General features: G+C 54.1%; 20 protein-coding genes. 8 read left to right on the top strand and 12 right to left on the bottom strand.

The window, feature by feature from the left end; translation table 11 throughout:
- Positions 1 to 171 precede the first annotated feature (171 nt).
- Both J1785_RS25255 and copA read right to left on the bottom strand, forming a co-directional pair.
- Entirely contained in the window at positions 172 to 972 is an 801-nt protein-coding gene (locus tag J1785_RS25255) for a TraB/GumN family protein (RefSeq protein ID WP_217220982.1), read from the bottom strand.
- Between the two features lie 50 nt (positions 973 to 1,022).
- Positions 1,023 to 3,566: a copper-exporting P-type ATPase CopA gene (gene copA, locus J1785_RS25250; RefSeq protein ID WP_129992292.1), complete on the bottom strand. Its 2,544-nt coding sequence runs from the start codon at positions 3,564 to 3,566 to the stop codon at positions 1,023 to 1,025.
- Between the two features lie 188 nt (positions 3,567 to 3,754).
- Here copA and J1785_RS25245 point away from each other — a divergent pair, with 188 nt between their 5' ends.
- The 3 genes from J1785_RS25245 (at position 3,755) to cueR (ending at position 5,914) form a co-directional block, all read left to right on the top strand.
- A complete protein-coding gene (locus J1785_RS25245) occupies positions 3,755 to 4,693 on the top strand; it encodes an extracellular solute-binding protein (protein WP_238483375.1) in 939 nt (312 codons plus the stop codon).
- Positions 4,665 to 5,450 (top strand): molybdate ABC transporter permease subunit, encoded by a 786-nt coding sequence (locus tag J1785_RS25240; RefSeq protein ID WP_217139562.1) that lies wholly within the window; start codon positions 4,665 to 4,667, stop codon positions 5,448 to 5,450. Before J1785_RS25245 ends, J1785_RS25240 begins: the two co-directional genes overlap by 29 nt.
- 62 nt (positions 5,451 to 5,512) lie before the next feature.
- Positions 5,513 to 5,914 carry a Cu(I)-responsive transcriptional regulator gene (cueR, locus tag J1785_RS25235; RefSeq protein WP_129955618.1) on the top strand — a complete coding sequence of 134 codons (402 nt, stop codon included), beginning with the start codon at positions 5,513 to 5,515 and terminating at the stop codon, positions 5,912 to 5,914.
- 8 nt (positions 5,915 to 5,922) lie between these two features.
- Here cueR and J1785_RS25230 read toward each other — a convergent pair whose 3' ends face one another.
- From J1785_RS25230 to tesA, 5 genes are all read right to left on the bottom strand, one after another.
- Complete coding sequence (locus J1785_RS25230; RefSeq protein WP_217220981.1) at positions 5,923 to 6,378, bottom strand: NfeD family protein; 456 nt, start codon at positions 6,376 to 6,378, stop codon at positions 5,923 to 5,925.
- On the bottom strand, positions 6,378 to 7,298 hold the full coding sequence (locus J1785_RS25225) for an SPFH domain-containing protein (RefSeq protein WP_129955616.1): 921 nt from the start codon (positions 7,296 to 7,298) through the stop codon (positions 6,378 to 6,380). The genes J1785_RS25230 and J1785_RS25225 overlap by 1 nt, the downstream gene beginning before the upstream one ends.
- A 235-nt stretch (positions 7,299 to 7,533) precedes the next feature.
- On the bottom strand, positions 7,534 to 8,391 hold the full coding sequence (locus tag J1785_RS25220) for a co-chaperone YbbN (protein WP_217139358.1): 858 nt from the start codon (positions 8,389 to 8,391) through the stop codon (positions 7,534 to 7,536).
- Between the two features lie 208 nt (positions 8,392 to 8,599).
- Positions 8,600 to 9,376: an SDR family oxidoreductase gene (locus J1785_RS25215; RefSeq protein WP_129955614.1), complete on the bottom strand. Its 777-nt coding sequence runs from the start codon at positions 9,374 to 9,376 to the stop codon at positions 8,600 to 8,602.
- A 121-nt stretch (positions 9,377 to 9,497) separates the two neighbouring features.
- A complete protein-coding gene (gene tesA / locus J1785_RS25210; protein ID WP_217158014.1) occupies positions 9,498 to 10,127 on the bottom strand; it encodes a multifunctional acyl-CoA thioesterase I/protease I/lysophospholipase L1 in 630 nt (209 codons plus the stop codon).
- On the opposite strand from tesA, the gene ybbA reads away from it, so the two are divergent.
- Together ybbA and ybbP are read left to right on the top strand one after the other, a co-directional pair.
- Positions 10,098 to 10,784 carry a putative ABC transporter ATP-binding protein YbbA gene (gene ybbA, locus J1785_RS25205; protein ID WP_129955613.1) on the top strand — a complete coding sequence of 229 codons (687 nt, stop codon included), beginning with the start codon at positions 10,098 to 10,100 and terminating at the stop codon, positions 10,782 to 10,784. The two genes, tesA and ybbA, sit on opposite strands and share 30 nt — an antisense overlap.
- The gene (ybbP, locus tag J1785_RS25200; protein ID WP_217220980.1) at positions 10,781 to 13,213 is read left to right on the top strand and encodes a putative ABC transporter permease subunit YbbP; all 2,433 of its coding nucleotides are present in this window, start codon (positions 10,781 to 10,783) and stop codon (positions 13,211 to 13,213) included. The genes ybbA and ybbP overlap by 4 nt, the downstream gene beginning before the upstream one ends.
- Before the next feature lie 121 nt (positions 13,214 to 13,334).
- Here the strand turns inward: ybbP and purK are convergent, their stop codons facing one another.
- Positions 13,335 to 14,399 (bottom strand): 5-(carboxyamino)imidazole ribonucleotide synthase, encoded by a 1,065-nt coding sequence (purK, locus tag J1785_RS25195; protein WP_217220979.1) that lies wholly within the window; start codon positions 14,397 to 14,399, stop codon positions 13,335 to 13,337.
- A complete protein-coding gene (gene purE, locus J1785_RS25190; RefSeq protein ID WP_129955610.1) occupies positions 14,396 to 14,905 on the bottom strand; it encodes a 5-(carboxyamino)imidazole ribonucleotide mutase in 510 nt (169 codons plus the stop codon). Before purE ends, purK begins: the two co-directional genes overlap by 4 nt.
- Before the next feature lie 180 nt (positions 14,906 to 15,085).
- Between purE and J1785_RS25185 the strand changes: the two genes are divergently transcribed.
- Positions 15,086 to 15,718, top strand: a complete 633-nt coding sequence (locus J1785_RS25185; RefSeq protein ID WP_129992288.1) for a MiaE family protein — start codon at positions 15,086 to 15,088, stop codon at positions 15,716 to 15,718.
- A 111-nt stretch (positions 15,719 to 15,829) separates the two neighbouring features.
- Here J1785_RS25185 and lpxH read toward each other — a convergent pair whose 3' ends face one another.
- A complete protein-coding gene (gene lpxH / locus J1785_RS25180) occupies positions 15,830 to 16,552 on the bottom strand; it encodes a UDP-2,3-diacylglucosamine diphosphatase (protein WP_129955608.1) in 723 nt (240 codons plus the stop codon).
- An 11-nt stretch (positions 16,553 to 16,563) separates the two neighbouring features.
- Complete coding sequence (gene ppiB, locus J1785_RS25175) at positions 16,564 to 17,058, bottom strand: peptidylprolyl isomerase B (RefSeq protein WP_129955607.1); 495 nt, start codon at positions 17,056 to 17,058, stop codon at positions 16,564 to 16,566.
- Between the two features lie 227 nt (positions 17,059 to 17,285).
- On the opposite strand from ppiB, the gene cysS reads away from it, so the two are divergent.
- Entirely contained in the window at positions 17,286 to 18,677 is a 1,392-nt protein-coding gene (gene cysS / locus J1785_RS25170) for a cysteine--tRNA ligase (protein ID WP_129955606.1), read from the top strand.
- Between the two features lie 130 nt (positions 18,678 to 18,807).
- A complete protein-coding gene (alkA, locus tag J1785_RS25165) occupies positions 18,808 to 19,671 on the top strand; it encodes a DNA-3-methyladenine glycosylase 2 (protein WP_238483378.1) in 864 nt (287 codons plus the stop codon).
- A 13-nt stretch (positions 19,672 to 19,684) separates the two neighbouring features.
- Here the strand turns inward: alkA and J1785_RS25160 are convergent, their stop codons facing one another.
- Positions 19,685 to 21,961, bottom strand: coding sequence for a diguanylate cyclase (locus J1785_RS25160; RefSeq protein ID WP_129955604.1), 2,277 nt, complete (start codon positions 21,959 to 21,961; stop codon positions 19,685 to 19,687).
- Positions 21,962 to 22,093: the final 132 nt, after the last annotated feature.

The raw sequence follows: 22,093 nt of genomic DNA, 5'->3' as shown, positions 1-22,093 counted from the left end.
ATTATTAAGCGAGAGAGAAATAGTAGAGCAAGGAATGGTTATTGCCAAGACCCGTCGCAGATTGATACCCTGTGGCCGCCGGTGCTGTGCCTGTAAAGGCTGGCACTGAAGCTATAACTAATAAAATGAAATTCCTCTTTGACTGGCCGGCCTTAAAAACCGGCCATTTTTTTAATCTTTCAGTAATTCCGGCAGGTTCCCTTCGCCATACAAATGCAGTGCGCCGACGGCGACGACATAATGCCCCGGCGGAAGATCCAGAAGCAGTTGTTTCCAGCGCAGATTACGCTGATTCATCAGGATATCGTACAAATCGCTGCTGAAGGTATTCGGCAAAGGCTCGGCAGCCAGTCCTGGTTTGGTATCCAGCCACCAGCTGATCATGGTTTGCAGCAAACGGGCATTGGTTTGCCAGTGTGTCAGAGTATCTTCCAGCAATGCGAGTCCGTCGTCCGGCAAGTGCTGCAATAATTCAAACTGTTCCTGCGGACCTTCCAGCTCAATGATTTTCTTTCCCTGCTTTTTAGCGGTCTGCAACAGCTGATAATCAATGCCGTAATGTCCGCGCAGCCCGAGGCGCTGCGCCTGCGTAGCCTGCAACATCAGGGCGATCTGCCACGACGGCAGCGGGTTCAGCGTCCACATTGAGACACCCAGTTCTTCGCATAAACGTTCGACGTGCAGATATTGTGATTCAGGCAGGCGTTCGGCCAGCGGCGGAAATTCACCGGTCATGCTGAAAGGGGATTCTGTTGTGCTGATATCGGCCTCCACAATCAGCGCATCGGCTTTTTGCAGGCGACGCAACAACTTCGCCGGCAGCGGTTGCATATCTTGCGTGCCCATATGAATGCTGCCAACCAGATGCAGTGCGCGGTTGCCCGGAAGCTGAATATCAATGGCGGGATAAGAATACTCGACGGGAAACAGCCTGCGAAGCCTGCGGATCACCCGGTTTAAAAACTGCGCCATAGTGCATGGTCTCCCGAAAAAATGAGAGACCATGCTAACGTGTCAGCGTTTTAGCGAACAGGGGAAACGTCTTGTTTTTTCGGCTTAAAGTGCAACAGACGATTTGCATTAGCGACGACGGTAATTGATGACAGCGCCATTGCTGCGCCCGCGACTACCGGGCTGAGCAAGGTGCCGGTTAGTGGATAAAGCACACCGGCTGCAACCGGAATACCAATCACGTTATACACAAACGCGCCCAGCAGGTTCTGCTTCATATTACGCAGCGTCGCCTGTGACATCGCCAGTGCATCGGCGACACCGTTCAGGCTCGGACGCATCAGCGTAATGGCCGCCGTTTCGATCGCGACATCGCTGCCGCCACCCATCGCGATCCCGACATCTGCCTGTGCCAGTGCCGGTGCGTCATTAATACCGTCACCGATCATGGCGACCTGCTGGCCTCCGGCCTGCAATGCTTTAATGGCATCCGCTTTACCTTCCGGACGCACACCGGCAATCACTTTATCGATTCCCGCTTGTGCGGCAATTGCCTGAGCGGTACGCGGGTTATCGCCGGTCAGCATCACCAGTTGATACCCAAGCTGATGCAGACGTTGCAGGGCACTGACACTGTCTTCCCGTAATGGATCGCGCAGCGCAAACAGGGCTGCCAGTTTTCCGTCAACGGCAAGCAATACCGGTGTCGCGCCTTCACCTGCCATGCTTTCCAGCAGCGTATTGGCATCAGAAGTGTCGATGCCGTTTTCCTGCATCAGCGCCTGGTTACCTAATAACAACGCCGAATCTTCAGCATCACCGCGCAGGCCCAGACCACCCAGTGTACGGAAATTCAACACATCAGGAACGGCCAGCCCTTCCGCTTTGTCAACGATCGCTTGTGCCAGCGGATGGTGCGATCCTTTTTCCAGCGCGGCCGCATAGCGCAGCGCCTGTTGTTCACGGGTGCCGCCAAAGGTATGGATATCGGTCACTTTGGGCTGGCCTTCTGTCAGCGTCCCGGTTTTATCAAATACCAGCGTGGTGAGGGTACTGGCTTTTTGCAGCGCATCGGCATCACGTACCAGTACGCCGAATTCTGCTGCACGGCCTACACCCGCCGTAACTGACATCGGCGTCGCTAATCCCAGTGCACAAGGGCAGGCAATAATCAGCACGGTAGTGACGATCACCAGTGTGTACATCAGTTGTGGCTGCGGGCCGAAGAAGTACCAGATTGCGCCGCTTAACAGGGCTATCAGCACCACCACGGGCACGAAGACAGAAGAAATTTTATCTGCCAGCTTACCGATTTCCGGTTTGCTGCTCTGAGCTTCGCGCACCAGTTTGATGATCCGCGACAGGGTGGTCTGGCTGCCGATGGCGTCAGCACGAAACAGCACGCTGCCGTCTTTGACCAGCGTCCCCGCATGGACTTTTTCACCCTGCGATTTCTGCTGAGGAATTGGCTCGCCGGTCAGCATGGCTTCATCCATCCAGGCTTCGCCGCTTTGAATCTCACCGTCAACCGGCACACGGTCACCGGTGGTCAGACGCAGCGTCATGCCTTGCTGTACTTCAGCCAGCGGCAGGTTTTTTTCGCCTTCTCCGGTGACGACCCGTGCGGTTGGCGGTGTCAGATCCAGTAAGCGTTCGAGCGCCTTGGATGAACGCTGACGTCCGCGTTGTTCCAGCGCATGACCGAGATTAATCAGGCCGATAATCATCACGCTGGCTTCATAGTAGAGATGGCGCGCCTGCATTGGAAACGCTTCCGGCCACAGGCTGACAGCAAAAGAGAATATCCAGGCCGCACCGGTACCCAGTGACACCAGCGTGTCCATATTGGCACTGCCGTGCATCAGGTTTTTCCAGGCACTGCGGTAGAAATGTCCGCCAGCGACAACCATGATCAGTAACGTCAGCAGGCCGACAATCAGCCAGCCGGTCTGATTGCTGCGGGTGACCATCATTTCACCGCCGAACAATCCCCATAACATCATAGGGATACCGGCAGCTAAGCCGACCGCCGCCTGCCAGCTGAAACGGATCATGCTTTGGCGTGAGGTTTGTTGCTGGCGCTCGCGGCGCTTGGTTTCGTCGATAATAATTTCAGCGCCGTAGCCGGCCCGTTCAACAGCGGCAATCAGCGCGTTTTGATCAGCATTGCCGCTGACCAGCGCACTGCGTTCCGCCAGGTTGACCCGCGCCCGTTCGACACCCCCCACGCCTTCCAGCGCCCGTTGCACTTTACTGACGCAACTGGCGCAGCTCATGCCGCTGAGCAACAACTGTACGCTGGCGTCTGCGGCTTGCGGGGCGTGAGTCTCAGCCGGAACGGGTGACACAGCCGCTGACAGGGGTTCCGGCAAAACACTCGCCTTATCGGTCAGCGGCTCAGATTTTGGGGATGCGTCTCCTGCTACCTGCGCTTCGTAACCGGCGCTGACCACTGCGTCGATCAGGCTCTGGCTGCTTGCATTGCCTTCAACAATGGCTTTATCCAGAGAAACTTCAACGGCGGTCGTGCCTTCCACAGCTTCCAGCGCTTTACGCGTTGAAGCCACGCAGTGCCCGCAGGACAGGCCTTGCAGAGATAATACGGTGGTCGTCATGATTATTTTCCTTAGGTTAACTTCACTCAGGACAAAGGATAAACCTTCCCGCAAGGTGAAGGTCAAGCCACGGTATCGGTTATTTTCATTTATCGTCCATTTACAATTTATTTAGAAACGCGCGCTGACTTTGCCTTATCGTTATACCCTGGGATATATAACGAAAAGTTCAATAACGGTAAACCACAATGGGAAACAAAAAGACGATGGCAATGATGCAAAAAGCGTTGCTGACTGCGGCACTTCTGGTAGCGGCACAGGCTTCGCAGGCAGCGGAGGATTTTCGTGTGACTTACGCCGGTTCGATGGGGGTGGTCATGGACAAATACCTCGGACCGGATTTCGCGAAAGAAAAGAAAGTGAATTATCAGGGACAGGGGCAGGGCGCTTACGGCATGGCAAATTTGCTGGCGTCGAAAAAAGTGGTGGCGGATGTATTCGTTTCGATCACGCCAGGGCCGGTTAAGATCCTGCAAAAAGCCGGGCTGGCCGGGCAGGCGATCCCTGTCGCCAGCACCAGCATGGTGATCGCTTATAACCCGAAAGGAAAATATGCCGAAAAATTTGCCGCGATAAAAGGCGGGAAAGCGGGCGCAGAACCGTGGTGGAAAGTGCTGCAAACCCCCGGGCTGCAATTTGGTCGTACCGATCCGGTCAGTGATCCGCAGGGGCAGAACATCATTTTCACCATGATGCTGGCGGAGAATTACTATAAACAGCCGGGGCTGGAAAAAGCAGTGCTGGGGGATGTACAAAATCCTCAACAGATTTCCGGAGAAGGCGGATTGCTGACGCGTCTGGAAGCCGGTCAGGTAGATGCGGCATCAGGTTACGAGAGTGCCACCCGTTCAGCCCATCTGCCGTACATTAAATTGCCGGACGAGATTAACCTGAGCAATCCGCAGATGAGCAATGACTGGTACAGCAAAGTGACTTTTAATGTGAAAGATGCGGCCGGTAAAGAGAAAACGCTGAGCACTCAGCCGCTGGTGTTCTACGCAGTTGTGCTGAACAACGCGCCGCATCCTCAGCTGGCCAAACAGTTCATCAGCTACATGCAAAGTGCCAGGGGGCAGAAGCTGTTTGAACAAAATGGCTATGATAAGCCGAAAGGCGGAAACCTTTAAGTTGCGTGCGTCAGGACTGGCGGTTCCCGCTCTGGCGTTGCTGATGGTGCCGTTTGTTACCCTGCTTTTCCTGACGCCGTGGTCAGATTTTCATCTGGCTTACGGTGACAGCCATGCGGTAGTCGTTTCGCTCGGTCTCAGCCTGGTGTCGGTAGGGCTGATTGTGGTTCTCGGTTTGCCGGTAGCCTTCTGGCTGGCGAAAACGTCATCGCGCTGGCGCAATATTGTGGAAGTACTGGTGCTGATCCCTTTGCTGACACCGCCGCTGGCGATGGGGATTTTACTGGTGTCGGTTTACGGACCTTATGGCTCGGTCGGGGAAATCCTTTCCGCTATCGGCATGACGCTTAATAACAATGCGCCCGCGTTCGTGCTGGCGCAGATTTATGGTGCGTTACCGTATTTTATTTTATCCGCGAGAGGCGCGCTGGAGGCCGTGCCGGAAGATGTCGAAGAGGCAGGGAAAACACTCGGTGCATCACCGTTTCAGGTATTTATCCGGCTGACATTACCGCTGGCCTCACGCGGGATTGCCGCCGGTGTGGCGATCGCCTGGGTACGTGCCATCGGGGAGTTTGGTATTGTGATGGTATTCTGTTATTTCCCGCAGGGCATTCCGGTAAAAATGTTTATCAACCTGCAAAACGACGGGGTGACCTCGGTGTACTCGCTGCTATGGATCCTGCTGATGGTGACTTTGCCGTTGCCGATGTGGCTGCTTCTGCGTACCAAAAAACAGACTGTGCATTACAGCTGATCGCCGGTAATGGCGTATGATGTCTTTATCATGCGCAAAAATCAGGTTGTCGTGGAGGCGAAATGAATATCAGTGATGTGGCGAAAAAAACCGGGCTGACCAGCAAAGCGATTCGTTTTTATGAAGAGAAAGGGCTGGTCACCGCACCGGCCCGCAGTGAAAACGGCTATCGCCGCTATGCGCAAAAACATATCGAAGAACTGACATTGTTGCGCCAGGCGCGGCAGGTCGGATTTACGTTAGAAGAATGCCAGGAACTGGTGGCATTGTTCCACAATCCTGACAGGCACAGCGCGGATGTCAAAGCGCGTACCCTGGAAAAGGCCGCTGAAATTGAGCGGCACATTCAAGAACTGAAAACAATGCATGAGCGCTTACTTACGCTGGCAGAGGCCTGTCCCGGTGATGACGGAGCCGAGTGCCCGATCATCGACAATCTCTCAGGGTGTTGCCACAAACACTGAGATCTTATTTAACGGGTGTCAGGTTCCACGCGCAGCGTCGCGCCTTCCACGCCTGTGATAATCACTTTGTCACCGACGTTCAGCGGCGACGTACAGATAGCGCGCCAGCTGCTGTCACCGATTTGTACCCGCGTGAACTGATTAGTGACGGGTTCCAGCACCGTGGCATAAGTGCCGACTAACTGCTGGCCTCGCTGATTCAATGCTGAATTGCCGGCGGATTTATCCACCCGCTGGTTCAGCCACTTCCACCACAGCCACGCGGCCAGAATGGTCAGCAGTGCAAACGCTGTGCCCTGCCATTCCCACGGTAGCGGCAGGATCCACGTGACAGCGCCCACTAAGGCGGCCGCCACGCCACTCCATAGCAAGTAACCACTCGCACCCACCAGCTCAGCCGCCAGTAACAGGCCGCCCAGAGACAGCCAGAATACGTGCGGGTTTGCCATGAAATCATGTGGCATTATTTGCCGCCTTTGGTTTCTTTTAGCAGCTCAGCAATACCGCCGATTGACCCCATCAGACTGGTAGCATCCAGCGGCATCATGATGATTTTGCTGTTATTGGCAGAACCAATTTTCGTCAGGGCATCCGTATATTTTTGTGCCACGAAGTAGTTAATCGCCTGCACATCACCGGCAGCAATCGCTTCGGACACCATTTTGGTTGCCTGCGCTTCCGCCTCTGCCGCACGTTCACGCGCCTCAGCCTGCAGGAAGGCCGACTGACGTTCACCTTCCGCTTTCAGAATTTGTGACTGCTTTTCACCTTCAGCACGCAAAATGGCGGACTGGCGTACCCCTTCTGCTTCCAGAATATCGGCACGTTTTGTACGTTCGGCTTTCATCTGCGCGTTCATTGCGGAGATCAGTTCAGCCGGTGGGCGCACGTCACGGATCTCGATACGGGTGATTTTTACACCCCATGGATTGGTGGCTTCATCAACGATATGCAGCAAACGTGCGTTGATATTGTCACGTTGTGACAGCATCTCGTCGAGTTCCATCGAACCGAGAACGGTACGGAAGTTCGTCATTGTCAGATTGACGATCGCCTGCTCCAGATTACTGACCTCATAGGCAGCGCGTGCGGGATCAATAACCTGTATAAAACACACAGCATCGATGGCCACATTGGCGTTATCGCGGGAAATGACTTCCTGTGAAGGAATATCCAGCACCTGCTCCATCATATTAATTTTACGGCCGATGCGGTCAACAAACGGCACGACCAGATTCAGTCCGGGCATCAGGGTCTTGGTATAACGGCCAAAACGTTCGACGGTCCACTGATAGCCCTGAGGCACGATCTTGATGCCGGCGTAGACCACCAGCAAGGCCAGTACGATCAGAATAAGGATAGGAATGGGAATGAGGTCAAACATAGTATGAAACTCCTGTAAAACTGCGTTCTGATGATTCCTGTGGGAATAATCGAATAAAAACATGTCCCTGGCGCTCTCACCGCTGGGTCAGGCGCATGTACAATTATCGCACAAATCGTTAAGTCATCGTATTAATAAAAGAAGGGTTCTGCGGATAAAGGCGGAGGAAAGCTTAAAAAAAACGCACGTCCGGTTAAATGACGTGCGTCTGCTGTTTTACGGTGAAGCCAGCGTATTAATAAAGTAAGGAATATAACTGACGACGATACTTCGCTGCCAGCGCATCACCGGTGCCCAGTGCCGCCATAATATCCATCAGTGTCTTACGCGCTGCCCCGTTCGCCGCGCCCAAATCTTTCTTCAGCGGCGCCATCAGCAGTTCCAGTGCTTCTTCGTTACGCCCGACCTGATGCAGTTGCAGGCTGAGTTTTACCACTAACTCGGCGTTTTCAGGATCCTGCTGCAATTCCTGTTGTAACAACTGAATTTCCGGCGTGTCGGCGGCCTGTTTCAGTAACTCAATTTGCGCAACCAGCCCCTGATAACGGGAATCTTTATCCTGCAGCGGGATGGTCGCCAGCACGGTCTCTGCATCATCGGTACGGTTCAGATGAATTTGGGTTTCCGCCAGCAACAGGCCAATATCACTGCGCTGATTGCTCAGTTGCCACGCTTCTTTCAGTAACGGCAGGGCGTCATGAGTATTGCCCGCCTGCAGCAGCTCCTGTGCCTCGGCCAGTTTCAGCTCTTCTTCTTTCGGCAGCACTTTCTGCAACAGTTCGCGGATCACCTCTTCCGGCTGCGGCCCCTGGAAACCATCGACCGGCTGACCGTCCTTGAACAGGTAAACGGCAGGAATTGAGCGCAGGCCAAACTGCTGGGCGATCATCTGCTCGGCATCGCAGTCCACTTTTGCCAGGATCAGCTGACCGGCGTATTCCGCAGCCAGTTTGTCCAGAACGGGCCCCAGTTGCAGACAATGCTGGCTGCGTTCAGACCAGAAATAGAACATCACCGGCACCGACATGGATTGTTCCAGCGTCTGGTGCAGATTGGTTTCGTTGATATCGATTACTGTAGGTTGTGCAAGCATGAATTTGTTCTCTCCGCTACCTGTCATACTTCGAACTGCTGATGCGTTGGCTACGCTCACTGACCCCGGTCACTTAGGTATCTAAGCTCCCGGGGATTCGTGAACTTGCCGCCTTCCCGCAACCCGAATTATTTAGGGTATAGAAAATTAAAGTATTTAAGAATAAATGGGGGCGACTCGTGCCGCTTCAACCCCTTATCGTTTTTACTTAGCTGTTTCCGCGTAATATTTTGTCCAGCAGGCGTGCCGGTAACAGGCGTTTAAGTACCGTCAGCGCATGGGCGACCAGCGTGACCGGATAACGAAAACGCGCGCGCGGGTTTTCTAAAGCATGGTGCAGTTTGGGTAAAACTGCCTCAGGCCTGAGCGTAAAACGTCGTGCAATGCCTGGATTTTCTACCGGCTGGTCGGCCTGTGACTGATTCACATTGGCGGTGAAATTACTGCTCAGCGGACCGGGTTCAATCAGGCTGACCTGAATCCCCGTACCGTGAAGTTCCATACGCAGCGTATCGGACCAGGCCTCCAGCGCAAATTTACTGGCGGCATAAGCGCCACGTCGTGGCGTCGTTATCAGCCCCATCACCGAGCTGGTCTGGATAATACGGCCTTCGCCGTGCGGTAACATGGCGGGTAACAAAAGCTGCGTCAGCTGATGTGTACCAAACAAATTGGTGGAAAATTGTTGTTCGAACTGCTCACGGCTGATGCTGCCGAGCGGGCCGTAGACACCGTAACCTGCATTATTAAACAGGCCGTACAGACGGTTGCCGGTCAGTGCTATGACCCTGGCAGCCGCAAGTTCGACGCTCTGTTTGTCATCAAGATCACACTGAATGGTTTCAAAACCCATTTGTTGCAGTGTGTCAATATCCTGTGTTTTACGACATGCCGCCAGAACCCGATAACCGCGTGCGCGCAAATCCTGTGCGGCAACCAGTCCGATACCGCTGGAACAACCGGTGATTAATACTGCTTTTTGCATAACTTTACCTGTGAGGTGTCCCTATTTTTTATGGCTGTGATTTACTAGGGAGTCGGGTGAAAAAGGTAACGTCTTGGTTTTACTCACGTCCCGGTATTATTTTATTCGTCGTATTTTAACCCTAATGTACCAGCAGCGGCGTGAGTTTTTCTGACATCCATCCGGCAATAAACGACTGTGCTGCCAGGGCCGGATGTAAGCCGTCGTCCTGCATCCATTCAGGTTTCACGGCGACCTGTTCCATAAAGAACGGCACCAGCGGGACGTTCTCCTGCTTTGCCAGTGCCGGATAAATGGCGTAGAACGCATCGCCGTAGCGGCGGCCATAATTTGGCGGGAGGCGGATTTGCATCAGCAGCGGTTGGGCATTGGCCTGTTTAACCTGTTTAATCACCTGGGTCAGCGTCCGGGAGATGGCCTGTGGCGGGAAGCCCCGTAACCCGTCGTTGGCGCCCAGTTCAATCAGCACCCAGCGGGGATGATGTTGTTGCAGCAAGGACGGCAGGCGTGCCAGCCCTTGTTCAGCGGTATCGCCGCTGATACTGGCATTGATAATGGTGGGTTTACCGCCTTCTTTTTGCCAGTTGTTATTCAGTAATGTCGGCCACGATTCGGCTACCGGAAGGCGATAGACAGCACTCAGACTGTCGCCAATAATCAGCAAGTTATCAGCAGCAACGGCGCGAAAACTCAATAATCCTAACAACATAAGGAAGGGGAGATGCCAGCGGAAAATGTTCTTGAAGTTCATCATCTAAGTAAGCACGTCGGTCAGGGTGAAGGTCAGCTCACCATCCTGTCCGGTGTGGAGCTGGTTGTCAAACCTGCCCAGACAATTGCCCTGATTGGCGAATCCGGCTCCGGTAAATCCACCTTGCTTGGCATTCTTGCCGGGCTGGATGATGGCACCCGCGGTGACGTGAAATTGCTGGGTAAATCCCTTAGCGAACTGAACGAAGAAGGGCGCGCAGCACTGCGGGCTAAAAATGTTGGTTTTGTGTTTCAGTCCTTCATGCTGGTGCCGACACTCAACGCGCTGGAAAATGTTCAACTTCCTGCGTTGTTACGTGGCGAAAGCGACAGCCGCAGCCGTCAGCAGGCGATGCAGTTACTGGAAAGCCTGGGGCTGGGCGAACGTCTTCATCATCTTCCGGCACAACTTTCCGGCGGTGAGCAGCAACGTGTAGCGCTGGCGCGGGCCTTTATCGGCAAGCCGAAATTGCTCTTTGCCGATGAGCCGACCGGTAATCTGGATCGCGTAACCGGCGAACGCATTGTCGATCTGCTGTTCTCACTGAACCGTGATGCGGCGACGACGCTGATTCTGGTCACGCACGACGAACAGCTGGCGGCGCGTTGTCAGCGCCGGTTACGTCTGCGTGACGGGAAATTGTGGGAGGAAGCATGATCTGGCGCTGGTTCTGGCGGGAATGGCGTTCGCCCTCACTGCTGATTGTCTGGCTGGCGCTGGCGCTGGCGGTAGCCTGTGTGCTGGCCCTCGGCAGCATCAGCGACCGCATGGACAAAGGGCTGAGTCAGCAGAGCCGTGAGTTTATTGCCGGGGATCGCGTGCTGAGTTCTGCCCGTCCGATCACCGAAGCCTGGCTGCAAGATGCCCAGGCGCAGGGATTAAAAGTCAGCCGTCAGCTCTCTTTCATGACCATGACTTTTGCCGGTGAAACGCCGCAACTGGCAGCGGTTAAAGCGACTGATCTGGCGTATCCGCTGTATGGGGCGTTACAAACCGAACCGGCAGGGCTGAAACCTGAGCCGGGAACGGTACTGGTTGCGCCGCGATTACTGGCGCTGCTGAACGTGAAAATCGGTGACAATCTGGATGTGGGTGATACCACGCTGAAAATTGCCGGTGTGATCCTACAGGAGCCGGATTCAGGCTTTAACCCCTTCCAGACTGCACCCCGGGTGATCATGAATCTGGAAGACGTGAAAAAAACCGGTGCTGTTCAGCCGGGCAGCAGGCTGACGTATCGCTATATGTTTGCCGGTTCACCGCAGGCCATTCAGAGTTATGGTGAGGCGATAAAAGGCCTGCTCAAGCCGGATCAGCGCTGGAGCGGCATGGAAGATTCCGATGGCGCGCTGGGCAAATCCTTACAGCGTTCACAGCAATTCCTCACGCTGTCCGCGTTGCTGACGCTGATGCTGTCGATTGCCGCCATTGCCGTTTCAATGGGGCATTATTGCCGCAGCCGTTACGATCTGGTTGCGGTGCTGAAAACACTGGGTGCCGGGAAAAAAGCGCTGCGCAAACTGATTATTGGTCAGTGGCTGGCAGTACTGGTACTGGCAGGGTTGTGCGGTAGCGTGATCGGTCGGGTGTTTGAAGCCGTGCTTATGAAGGTACTGGCACCGGTTCTGCCCGCCACCTTGCCGCCTGCCGGTGGCTGGCCGTGGGTGTGGTCGATGGGTGCGATGGTGGTGATTTCTCTGCTGATCGGCATCCGTCCCTATCGTCAATTGCTGGCGACACAGCCGCTGCGTGTGCTACGCCATGACGTGGTAGCGAATGTCTGGCCGCTGCGTTATTTCCTGCCGGTAATGGTATTGGTGGTGATCGGTCTGCTGGCGGCACTGATGGGCGGAAGTTCACTGCTCTGGTCGTTGCTGGCAGGCGTGCTGGTGCTTTCGTTACTGCTCGGTGTGACTGGCTGGGGAGCACTGATGCTGTTACGCAAGCTGACGCTCCGTCAGTTACCGCTGCGTCTGGCGGTTAACCGCCTGCTGCGCCAGCCGTGGGTAACACTCAGTCAGCTGGCGGCGTTCTCAATGTCGTTTATGTTGCTGGCGTTACTGCTGGTGATGCGTGGTGATTTGCTGGACCGCTGGGAACAACAACTGCCGCCGGACAGTCCGAATTACTTCCTGCTTAATATCACCAAAGAGCAGATCCCACAGGTAACGGATTTCCTGCATCAGCATAACGCTGAGCCGGAAACCTTCTATCCGATTGTGCGGGTTCGCCTGACAAAGATTAACGATAAAGTGGCCACGGATATCATCAGACCGGACGATGCGGGCGGGGAAGCGGTGAACCGTGAACTGAATCTGACCTGGATGCAGGGCTTGCCGGATCACAATCCGCTGGTGGCAGGCAACGGGCCGCCGAAAGCCGGTGAAGTGTCAATTGACGAAGGGCTGGCGGGAAGGCTGGGGCTTAAACTCGGTGATACCGTGACGTTCAGCGGCGATACGCAGGAATTCAGTGCCAGAATTACCAGCCTGCGGAAAGTAGACTGGGACAGCCTGAAGCCGAATTTCTACTTTATCTTCCCGCCTGGTGCGCTGGATGCACAACCGCAAAGCTGGCTGACCAGCTTCCGCTATCATGGCGATATCAGCACTATCACGCAGCTTAACCGCCAGTTCCCGACGCTGAGTTTGCTGGATATCGGCGCGATTCTGCGTCAGGTCGGGCAGGTATTACAGCAGGTCAGCAAGGCGCTGGAAGTGATGGTGATCCTGGTGATGCTGTGTGGCGGATTGCTGTTGCTGGCGCAGATTCAGGTCGGCATGCATCAGCGCCGTCAGGAACTGATTGTTTACCGTACGCTGGGTGCCAGCAAAAAAATGCTCCACCGGACACTGTGGTGTGAATTTGCCGTGCTCGGGCTGGTGGCCGGGATCGCCGCCGCAATCGGTGCGGAAGCCGCGTTATGGCTGCTGCAACGCAAAGTGTTTGATTTCCCGTGGGAGCCGAATTATCTGATGTGGATTGCGGTTCCGGTCGTCGGGGCGGTGCTGTTGTCAGTTTGCGGTGGCTGGCTGGGTGTCAGATTGCTGCGGGGACGGGCGTTGTTCAGGCAATACGACTCGTAGTTTCTAAACGCCTCCCCCCTGCGATAATCTGGTGTCCAGGTTTAGGGGGGCAGTTCATCGCAGGGGGGGGAGCCGATCGCGCTTTTCTCCCCCACCTTCGCAGGGGAGGGAGTCGATCAAATCAAAGCTTATCAACTGCCCATTCAATGCCGCTGGCGTATTCTGGCGGCAGCATCGGGATCAGTGCGTTGAGAGTGTCTTTCAGCAGGCTGGCGCTGGCGTCGTTGAGATTCAGGTGTCCGACTTTACGACCCGGACGCACGTCTTTCTCATACCAGTGTAGATTGACCAGCGGCAGACTCAGCCATTTTTCTGATACATCGGTGCCAATCAGATTCACCATCACCGACGGCGAACTCACTACCGGTTTCGGCAGCGGCAGATCGAGAATGGCGCGCAGATGCATTTCAAACTGACTGTAGGATGCGCCGTTTTGCGTCCAGTGCCCGCTGTTATGTACACGCGGCGCCAGCTCGTTGATCAGCAACCCTTCGCTGACCACGAAACATTCCATCGCCATCACGCCGACATATTTCAGTTCGTTCATGATGGCCGACAGCATGCCTTCTGCCTGCCGTTGCAGATTAGCATCCGGCTGTGGCAGCGCAACGCTGGTGCGCAAAATACCGTCCTGATGCAGGTTGTGGGTCAGCGGATAAAAGACCGTTTTGCCGTCGTGTCCGCGTGCACCCACCAGCGAGACTTCACCGGAGAAATTGATGCCCTGCTCAACGATGCATTCGCCGTAGCAATCCTGCGGCAGCGTATTTTCTTCGCCTGAACGCAGACGCCACTGACCCCGGCCGTCGTAACCGCCAACACGACGTTTCACAATCGCCAGTTCACCCAGCTGTGAGAAAACCTGCGGCCATTGGGCAACATCGGCCAGCAACTGCCATGGTGCGGTTGCCAGGCCGAGTTGATCCAGTAACTGTTTTTGCGTCAGGCGGTCGGCCAGACGCGGGAAAATATCGCGGTTGACGAACGCATTATGCGTCGCCAGTTCACGGGTCAGGGCAGTTTCCGGCCAGCGCTCGATTTCAGCAGTGATGACGCTTTGCTGATACGGTACGGCTTCCGGCTCGGCATCCAGGCCGACGGGATATACGGCGATGCCCAGCGGTTCACCGGCCTGACGCAGCATTCTGCCTAACTGACCGTTTCCGAGTACGCAAACCGGTTTCATGCTTCCTCCCGCGGATCGGGATTATTCAGCACTTCGTCCGTTTGTGTGGTGCGCCATGTCGCCAGATTTTTGGCAATTTCAGCATCATGCAATGCCAGAATCTGTGCCGCCAGTAGCGCCGCGTTAGCCGCACCCGCTTTACCAATCGCCAGCGTACCGACCGGAATGCCACGCGGCATCTGCACGATGGAATATAAGCTGTCGATGCCACTGAGTGCCGCACTTTGCACCGGAACACCCAACACCGGTACCAGCGTCTTCGCCGCCAGCATGCCCGGTAAATGCGCTGCACCACCGGCACCCGCGATGATCACATCAAATCCGTTAGCGGAAGCCTGCTCAGCGAAAGTAAATAACTTGTCCGGCGTACGGTGAGCGGAGACGATATCGACATGGAAAGGAATATTCAGCGTTGTGAGGACGTCGGCGGCGAACTGCATGGTCGCCCAGTCACTTTTTGACCCCATAACGATGGCGATTTTTGCCGGGGTAACGTTGGATGACATGTCTGTAAAGCTCCTGTGATTCGGAAATAGAAACTGCGAGGGCGCAAATGATAGCATGCTCCGTGAGGGAGGAAAACGGTTGCGTCGCCGGAAAACCGCGCATTTTTGATGAGAAGTTGGCGGCAGATTTGTATAATCCCCCTCACGCTGTTAATGACAAATCTGACTGGAAACTGATTTATGACGCAGGCTTTACTGGCACCGATTTATGATTTTCTTCACTGTGAAACCCCTGCTATCTGGGTCGATGTGGCACTGGAAAATCAGACGGTGATGCTGATTGATCACGCCAACTGTGAAAAGAAAGCGGCGGCAACGGCGATGAGCCTGATGACCAAATATCTTGAGCGCACTGAACTGCTGTTTTGCGCGGCCCGTCTGGCACGGGAAGAGCTTCACCACTTTGAGCAGGTGGTGGAAATCATGCAAAAACGCAATATTACTTATACCCAGCTTTCACCGTCGCGCTATGCCAGCGGGATGATCAAACATACCCGTCATCATGATGATCTGAATATTCTGGTTGACCGGCTGATTATCGGAGCGTACATCGAAGCGCGTTCCTGCGAGCGCTTTGCCAAAATTGCGCCACATCTCGATGAAACCTTATCGCGCTTTTATACCTCACTGCTGCGTTCTGAATCACGGCATTTTGCCGATTACCTGGCGCTGGCAGAACAGTATGCCGGAACGGATATCCGTGAACGGGTAGAGGAGTTTGGCAGAATTGAAGCGGAACTGATCCTCACGCCGGATGAGCAATTCCGCTTCCACAGCGGCGTACCTGTCACCCTTCATACTTCAGGCTGCTGATATGTTGACTGCGTTCATTCGCCCTTGTCACTGAGCCAGCTAAGCTCCCGGGGATTCACAAACTTGTTGCCTTCGGCAACTCAACATTATTCAGGGTAATGGGAGGGTGACTCAAAACGGGAAGCTGATCAGTTCCACGTTGTCGGCAGTCACCTTGACCATCGAGCCTTCTTCGTGCCAGGCACCGAGTACCACCCGGTGGCCGGTTTTATTCTGCAACGCCACCTCGTGGATCGCCGGACGATGGGTATGGCCGTGAATCAACCATTCTACGCCTGACGTCTGCATTTCGCTGATCACTGCCTGCGGGTTCACATCCATAATATCCAGTGACTTACCCTGATTTGAGGCTTTGCTGTTGGCGCGCATTCTGGCGGCAATCGCCAGCCGCCATTTCAGCGGCAGCATCAGGAAAAGTCTTTGGATCAGCGGGTTGTGGACTTTTTTGCGGAAATTTTGATACGCGACATCATCGGTACACAGGGTATCACCGTGCAGGATCAGGACGCGGCGGCCATACAGCTCAAGCACTTTTTTTTCCGGCAGCAATGTCATCAGGCTGTCGCGTGCGAAGCGTCTGCCGAGCAGAAAATCGCGGTTACCATGAATGAAAAAGCAGGGTACGCCTTGCTGGTGTAACTGATTGAGTGCTGCGGCGATCTCGGCATGAAGCGGCTGCGGATCATCGTCGCCAATCCAGGCTTCAAACAGGTCACCGAGAATGTACAGGGCATCAGCCTGCGGCGCATCTTCGCGCAGAAAACGCAGAAAACCGGCAGTGATTGCCGGTTCCTGTGCGCAAAGATGGATATCTGCAATAAAAAACGTGGTCATCCCGACGTTGATTATTCGCTGACTGTGACGCTTTTGATCACAACATCTTCTTTTGGAACGTCCTGGTGCATGCCGCTGCGGCCGGTTTTGACGGCTTTGATCGCGTCAACCACATCCATGCCTTCGACCACTTCTGCGAATACGCAGTAACCCCAACCTTGCGCATTTTTGCCGCTGTGGTTCAGGAAATCGTTGTCAGTGACGTTGATGAAGAACTGGGCCGTGGCGGAGTGCGGATCGTTGGTACGCGCCATTGCCAGCGTGCCTTTGGTATTTTTCAGACCATTGTCTGCTTCATTATTGATAGGCGCATCGGTGTTTTTCTGGTTCATGCCTGGCTCAAAACCGCCGCCCTGGATCATGAAACCGTTAATCACACGGTGGAAAATAGTGTTGTCGTAGAAGCCTTTACGGCAATAGTTCAGGAAGTTTTCAACGGTGGCTGGCGCTTTGTCAGCGAAAGTATTAATGACGATGTCGCCGTGGTTAGTGTGGAAAGTGACCATATTTATCATCCTGCTAATGTTGATGTGTGCTCTTAGTAAGAGCGGCTACTATAGCCTTTTCTTATACCATAACTCAAAAGTTGCCGTCAGCAGTGGCTTTGTGATGACTAAAGCCCGTCCGGTGGCCTTATGGCGTTTCGGTGAAATCATTTTCGTTATATTATACGCGTTAGTGTCGCTTAAACGCGTCAACGTCATTTTCTACGCCCAACACACGGAATAGCCTGATGCTGAAGATTTTTAATACCCTGAGTCGCCAAAAAGAGGAATTCAAGCCAATTCATGCCGGTAAAGTCGGTATGTACGTGTGTGGGATCACTGTTTACGACCTGTGTCATATCGGCCATGGTCGCACCTTTGTGTCTTTCGACGTGGTATCACGTTATCTGCGCTACCTCGGTTATGACCTGAAATATGTGCGCAACATTACCGATATCGACGACAAAATCATTAAACGTGCCGCTGAAAATGGCGAAACTTTCATGTCGCTAACCGATCGTATGATCGCGGAAATGCACGCTGATTTTGCCTCACTGAACATTTTGCCACCGGACGCGGAACCGCGTGCGACGCGGCACATTGATGAGATCATCGATATCGTGCAGAAGCTGATTGACCGCGACCATGCTTATGTCGCGTCGAACGGCGACGTGATGTTCTGGGTGGAAAGTGATCCGGATTACGGCGTATTGTCCCGTCAGGATCTGGATCAGTTACAGGCTGGCGCACGCGTTGAAGTTGAAGCTAACGTGAAACGCAATCCGATGGATTTTGTGTTGTGGAAAATGTCAAAGCCGGGCGAGCCGAGCTGGACATCACCGTGGGGCGAAGGTCGCCCGGGCTGGCATATCGAATGTTCTGCCATGAACTGCAAACAGCTCGGCGCGCATTTCGACATTCACGGCGGCGGTTCTGATCTGATGTTCCCGCACCATGAAAACGAAATTGCACAGTCAAGCTGCGCACATGACGGTCCGTATGTGAATACCTGGATGCACTCCGGTATGGTGATGATTGATCGTGAAAAAATGTCCAAATCGCTGGATAACTTCTTTACGGTGCGCGACGTGCTGAAATATTACGATGCTGAAAGTGTGCGCTATTTCCTGATGTCGGGTCATTACCGCAGCCAGCTGAATTACAGCGAAGAGAATCTGAAACTGGCGCGTACCTCAATGGAGCGTCTTTACACCGCGCTGCGCGGGACCGATGCTGCTGCAACGCCAGCCGGTGGTGAGGCTTTCGTTGCGCGTTTCCGTGCGGCTATGGACGACGATTTCAATACGCCGGAAGCTTATTCTGTGCTGTTCGATATGGCGCGTGACATCAACCGCCTGAAAGCGGAAGACCTGTCTGCGGCAAACGGACTGGCCGCCGAACTGCGCCAGCTGGCGGGTGTACTTGGCCTGCTGGAACAGGATCCGGAGCAGTTCCTCAAGTCCGGCGCACAGGCGGATAATGACGACGAAGTGGCTGAAATCGAAGCGTTGATCAAACAACGTAACGATGCCCGTGCCAGCAAAGACTGGGGCATGGCGGACAAAGCGCGTGATCGTCTCAATGAAATGGGTATCGTGTTAGAAGATGGCGCTGCCGGAACCACCTGGCGCCGCAAGTAATCTCCTTCATACCTGAAGCTGCAGCAGTGCGGGTTTGCCGCCTTGCTGCAACTCCAGTTATTTTGGAGAGGCGTGATCTCAACAGCCTCCTTTTTGGAGGCTTTTTTATAAGGATTACCCTGTGACCCGAATGCTTCTGACGTATCAGCCTCCGTATGACTGGCAATGGATGACGACTTTTCTCGGCGTACGTGCGTTGCAGGGCGTCGAACAGCAGGACGGCGAATATTATCAGCGCACGCTGGCAGTGATGCACAATGGTGAACGGCTGACAGGCTGGTTGCGGCTGCGTCCGTTGCCTGAGCAACATGGCGTTGAGCTGGAAGTGTCGGCGTCGCTCTCGCCGGTCACGGAAAAAGTGGCGGCACAGGTGCGGCGTTTGCTGGATCTGGATGCGCAGCCGATGCTGATCGCCGGCGGTCTGGGGACGCTGGCGGAAAACGCCGTGGGATTACGTCTGCCGGGCTGTATCAACCGTTTTGAGCTGACGGTTCGCGCCATTCTCGGACAACTGGTGAGCGTGAAAATGGCGGCGACACTGGCGACGCGGCTGACCGAAAAATGGGGAGACTCTGTGTGTACGCCGTTTGTGGCACTGACCCATTTGTTTCCATCTGCGGCTACGATCGGGCAGTTAACGGTGGATGATTTACGGGGCATCGGTGTGCAGGGCAAGCGTGCGGCATGTCTGATTAATCTTGCACAGGCGGTGGAGGAGGGTCGTTTGCCGCTGGATGGCATCACCGATGTGCAGGACGGAATAAAACAACTGCTGGCAATGCCGGGGATTGGCAACTGGACCGCCAGTTATATCGCCATGCGCGCCTGGTCTGCGCCTGATGTTTTTCTCGGGGGCGATTATCTGATTAAGCAACGCTTTCCGGGAATGACGCCGGCGAAAATTGCCCGCTATGCCGAAATCTGGAAACCCTGGCGTACTTATGCCACGCTACATTTATGGTTCAATCACGACTGGCAGCCGGATATGCCCTAGTCGGGTTCCAATGTTACCCTTGTGCACCAGACTGAGGATTTTCAGGCGGTGTTTCGCCGCTGGTGTACGCGATGGCGTTTTTTTGCTCCGGTTCATATTTATAAACCCGCCCGCGTCCGTTGTGTTTGGCGATATAGCAGGCCATATCCGCCTGCGCCATGTATTCGCTGCCGGTTACGTTAGCATCGTTTATTTGCGTCATCCCAGCGCTGGCTCCGATCCGGTAGCCATTTCCTTCCCAAATAAAGTAAAAATTATTGATTTTATCCACCAGATGCTGAAGCGTTATCAACCCCTGTTCCTGGGGACAATCAAATAAAATCAGCGCAAATTCATCGCCACCCAGCCGCGCCAGCCTGTCACTGTTGCGGATATTCTCCTGCATCAGGGTGCTTAACTGACGCAGCAGTTCATCCCCGGCGGCATGCCCTGCCGTGTCGTTAATCGCCTTAAAATGATCCAGATCGATAAACGCCAGCACATGAGACTGACGTTGTGTTGCCGTCACATTGAGCGCTTTTTTCAGGCTCGATTCGAAGCTGCCACGATTCGATAACCCGGTGAGTAAATCGTGAGAGGCGCTGTAACTGAGTTTGCGCATCAGTTCGCGGGATTTACTGACATCCTGTAGTACCAGCACAATGCCAATCGGTTCGTCTTTCAATGTACGCAGCGGCGACACGGCCAGCTGAACGTCAAACAAAGCAGTATGCTGTCCGTGCAGAACCAGGGAACGCTCAACCGAAGAGTGCAGGTTTTCATTGATATCAAACTGCAAAAGGTTATCGATAAGCGGCCCTCCCGCCCCTTTGCTGATAAGCACAATGCGGCTCACCGGTTGTCCCTGTGCCTGCTGTTCTGTCCAGCCGGTCATTTTCTCGGCCACCGGATTCATGAAAGTAATATTCATGTTACGGTCAGTTGAGATCACGGCTTCATTGATAGAATTGAGCGTGATATGCAGCAGTTCTTTTTCTTCATGCAGCGCTTCCGAAAGGCGCTTATTGGTCACTTCGGTGTGTTTAAGTTCGTTGATATCTTCAATCTGAGAAATGAAATACAGCGGATTATGGTGTTCATCACGCACCAGCGATACGGCGAGCAGTGTCCAGATAATTTCCCCGCTGCGGCGCATATAGCGCTTCTCCAGAGTGTAGCTCTGGATTTCATCGTTAAGCAGTTGCTGCAGTAGCATCAGGTCTTTGCCCAAATCGTCATGATAGGTAATTTCCTGGAACGTCAGGGTCGTCAGATACTCCGCCTCATAACCCAGCAACTGACATAACGCTTTGTTTACCTGCAACAGTTTGCCTTCCGGAGATACCAGCGTCATACCAATCGCTGAATATTCCATGGCATTTCTGAAGCGATTTTCACTCTGCGTGATGTGAGATTTTTCAGCGCGCAGCGCATGCATCGCCATCGCCATGGCATTCGCAGGCATCAGAATCAGTAACAGCGGCAGAAAAATTAACCCCTGGGGGACCTGAATCGACAGTCGCGGCTGAACAGAAATAATGCCGCTGGTATGCAGTAACGCAATCATCAGGGTCACTGCCAGGAAAATAATGAACGCTTCAATCCGGGGTAAACGAATGGCGCACCACAGCAGGGGAATGGTGATAAATGCGAAAGTGTAAGGCAGCCATTTCAGCGCAAGATAACCGGCGGCCAGGGTCAGGATTAACGTCAGAAGTAGCCCGAACAGACGTCGTGAAGTGAGCAGTTTAGACAGATAGCCGCGCTGGTAGATTAGCCCCAGTGGTGTGAGAGCGAGGATCGCCACCGCTTCTGACATAAACCAGGTCACAAAGCGGCTTTGTAATTCCGCCGGGGTATGAGCAGGCAGAATAAACAACAGCATAATTAACGCGCCGACCAGCGGGCAGAAAATTACCGCGACGAAGAGAAATTTCATCCAGGAACCCAGCCCGGAAAGCGGATCCTGGGCTGGCAGCATTCTGCGCAACAACGCGGCGCAAAGTGCCCCTTCAATAAGATTGTTGATCAGATAAGGCAGGTAATGGAAAAAAGGGGTGCCGAGGATGGTATGTGATGCCGCGATCCCAAGCGCAGCGGACCCCAGCAGCGGGATCCAGGCGCGATAACGGTTATGGAATAAAACAGGGATCAGCAATGCCGTCGGTAGCCACATCCCGGCGAGGCTGGATGACTTCTGAATAATACTCAGGCAAGTCAGCGCCAGCAGGCAAATTGAAATGCCCAAAAGTAAGCAGGATGTCCAGTTTGCCCGATAAATCCTGCGTGAAAGCGGTTTGCTCTTTTCCACAATGAAAACCTTTTTCTGGCTGACGGAGAGTTGCAGGCAGTCGCAGTGACACTTATTTATTCCTGTTACTCTGCACCTGTCGCAAGTCGGGCTGCGACAGGAGGAATGAATATCGGAGAATCAGCGCTAATT

Source organism: Rahnella perminowiae (genome assembly GCF_019049755.1).
In the GTDB taxonomy this organism is placed as follows: Bacteria; Pseudomonadota; Gammaproteobacteria; order Enterobacterales; family Enterobacteriaceae; genus Rahnella; species Rahnella perminowiae.
Note: the sequence above shows the minus strand (reverse complement) of the source record. Positions and strands in the feature narration are given on the sequence as shown.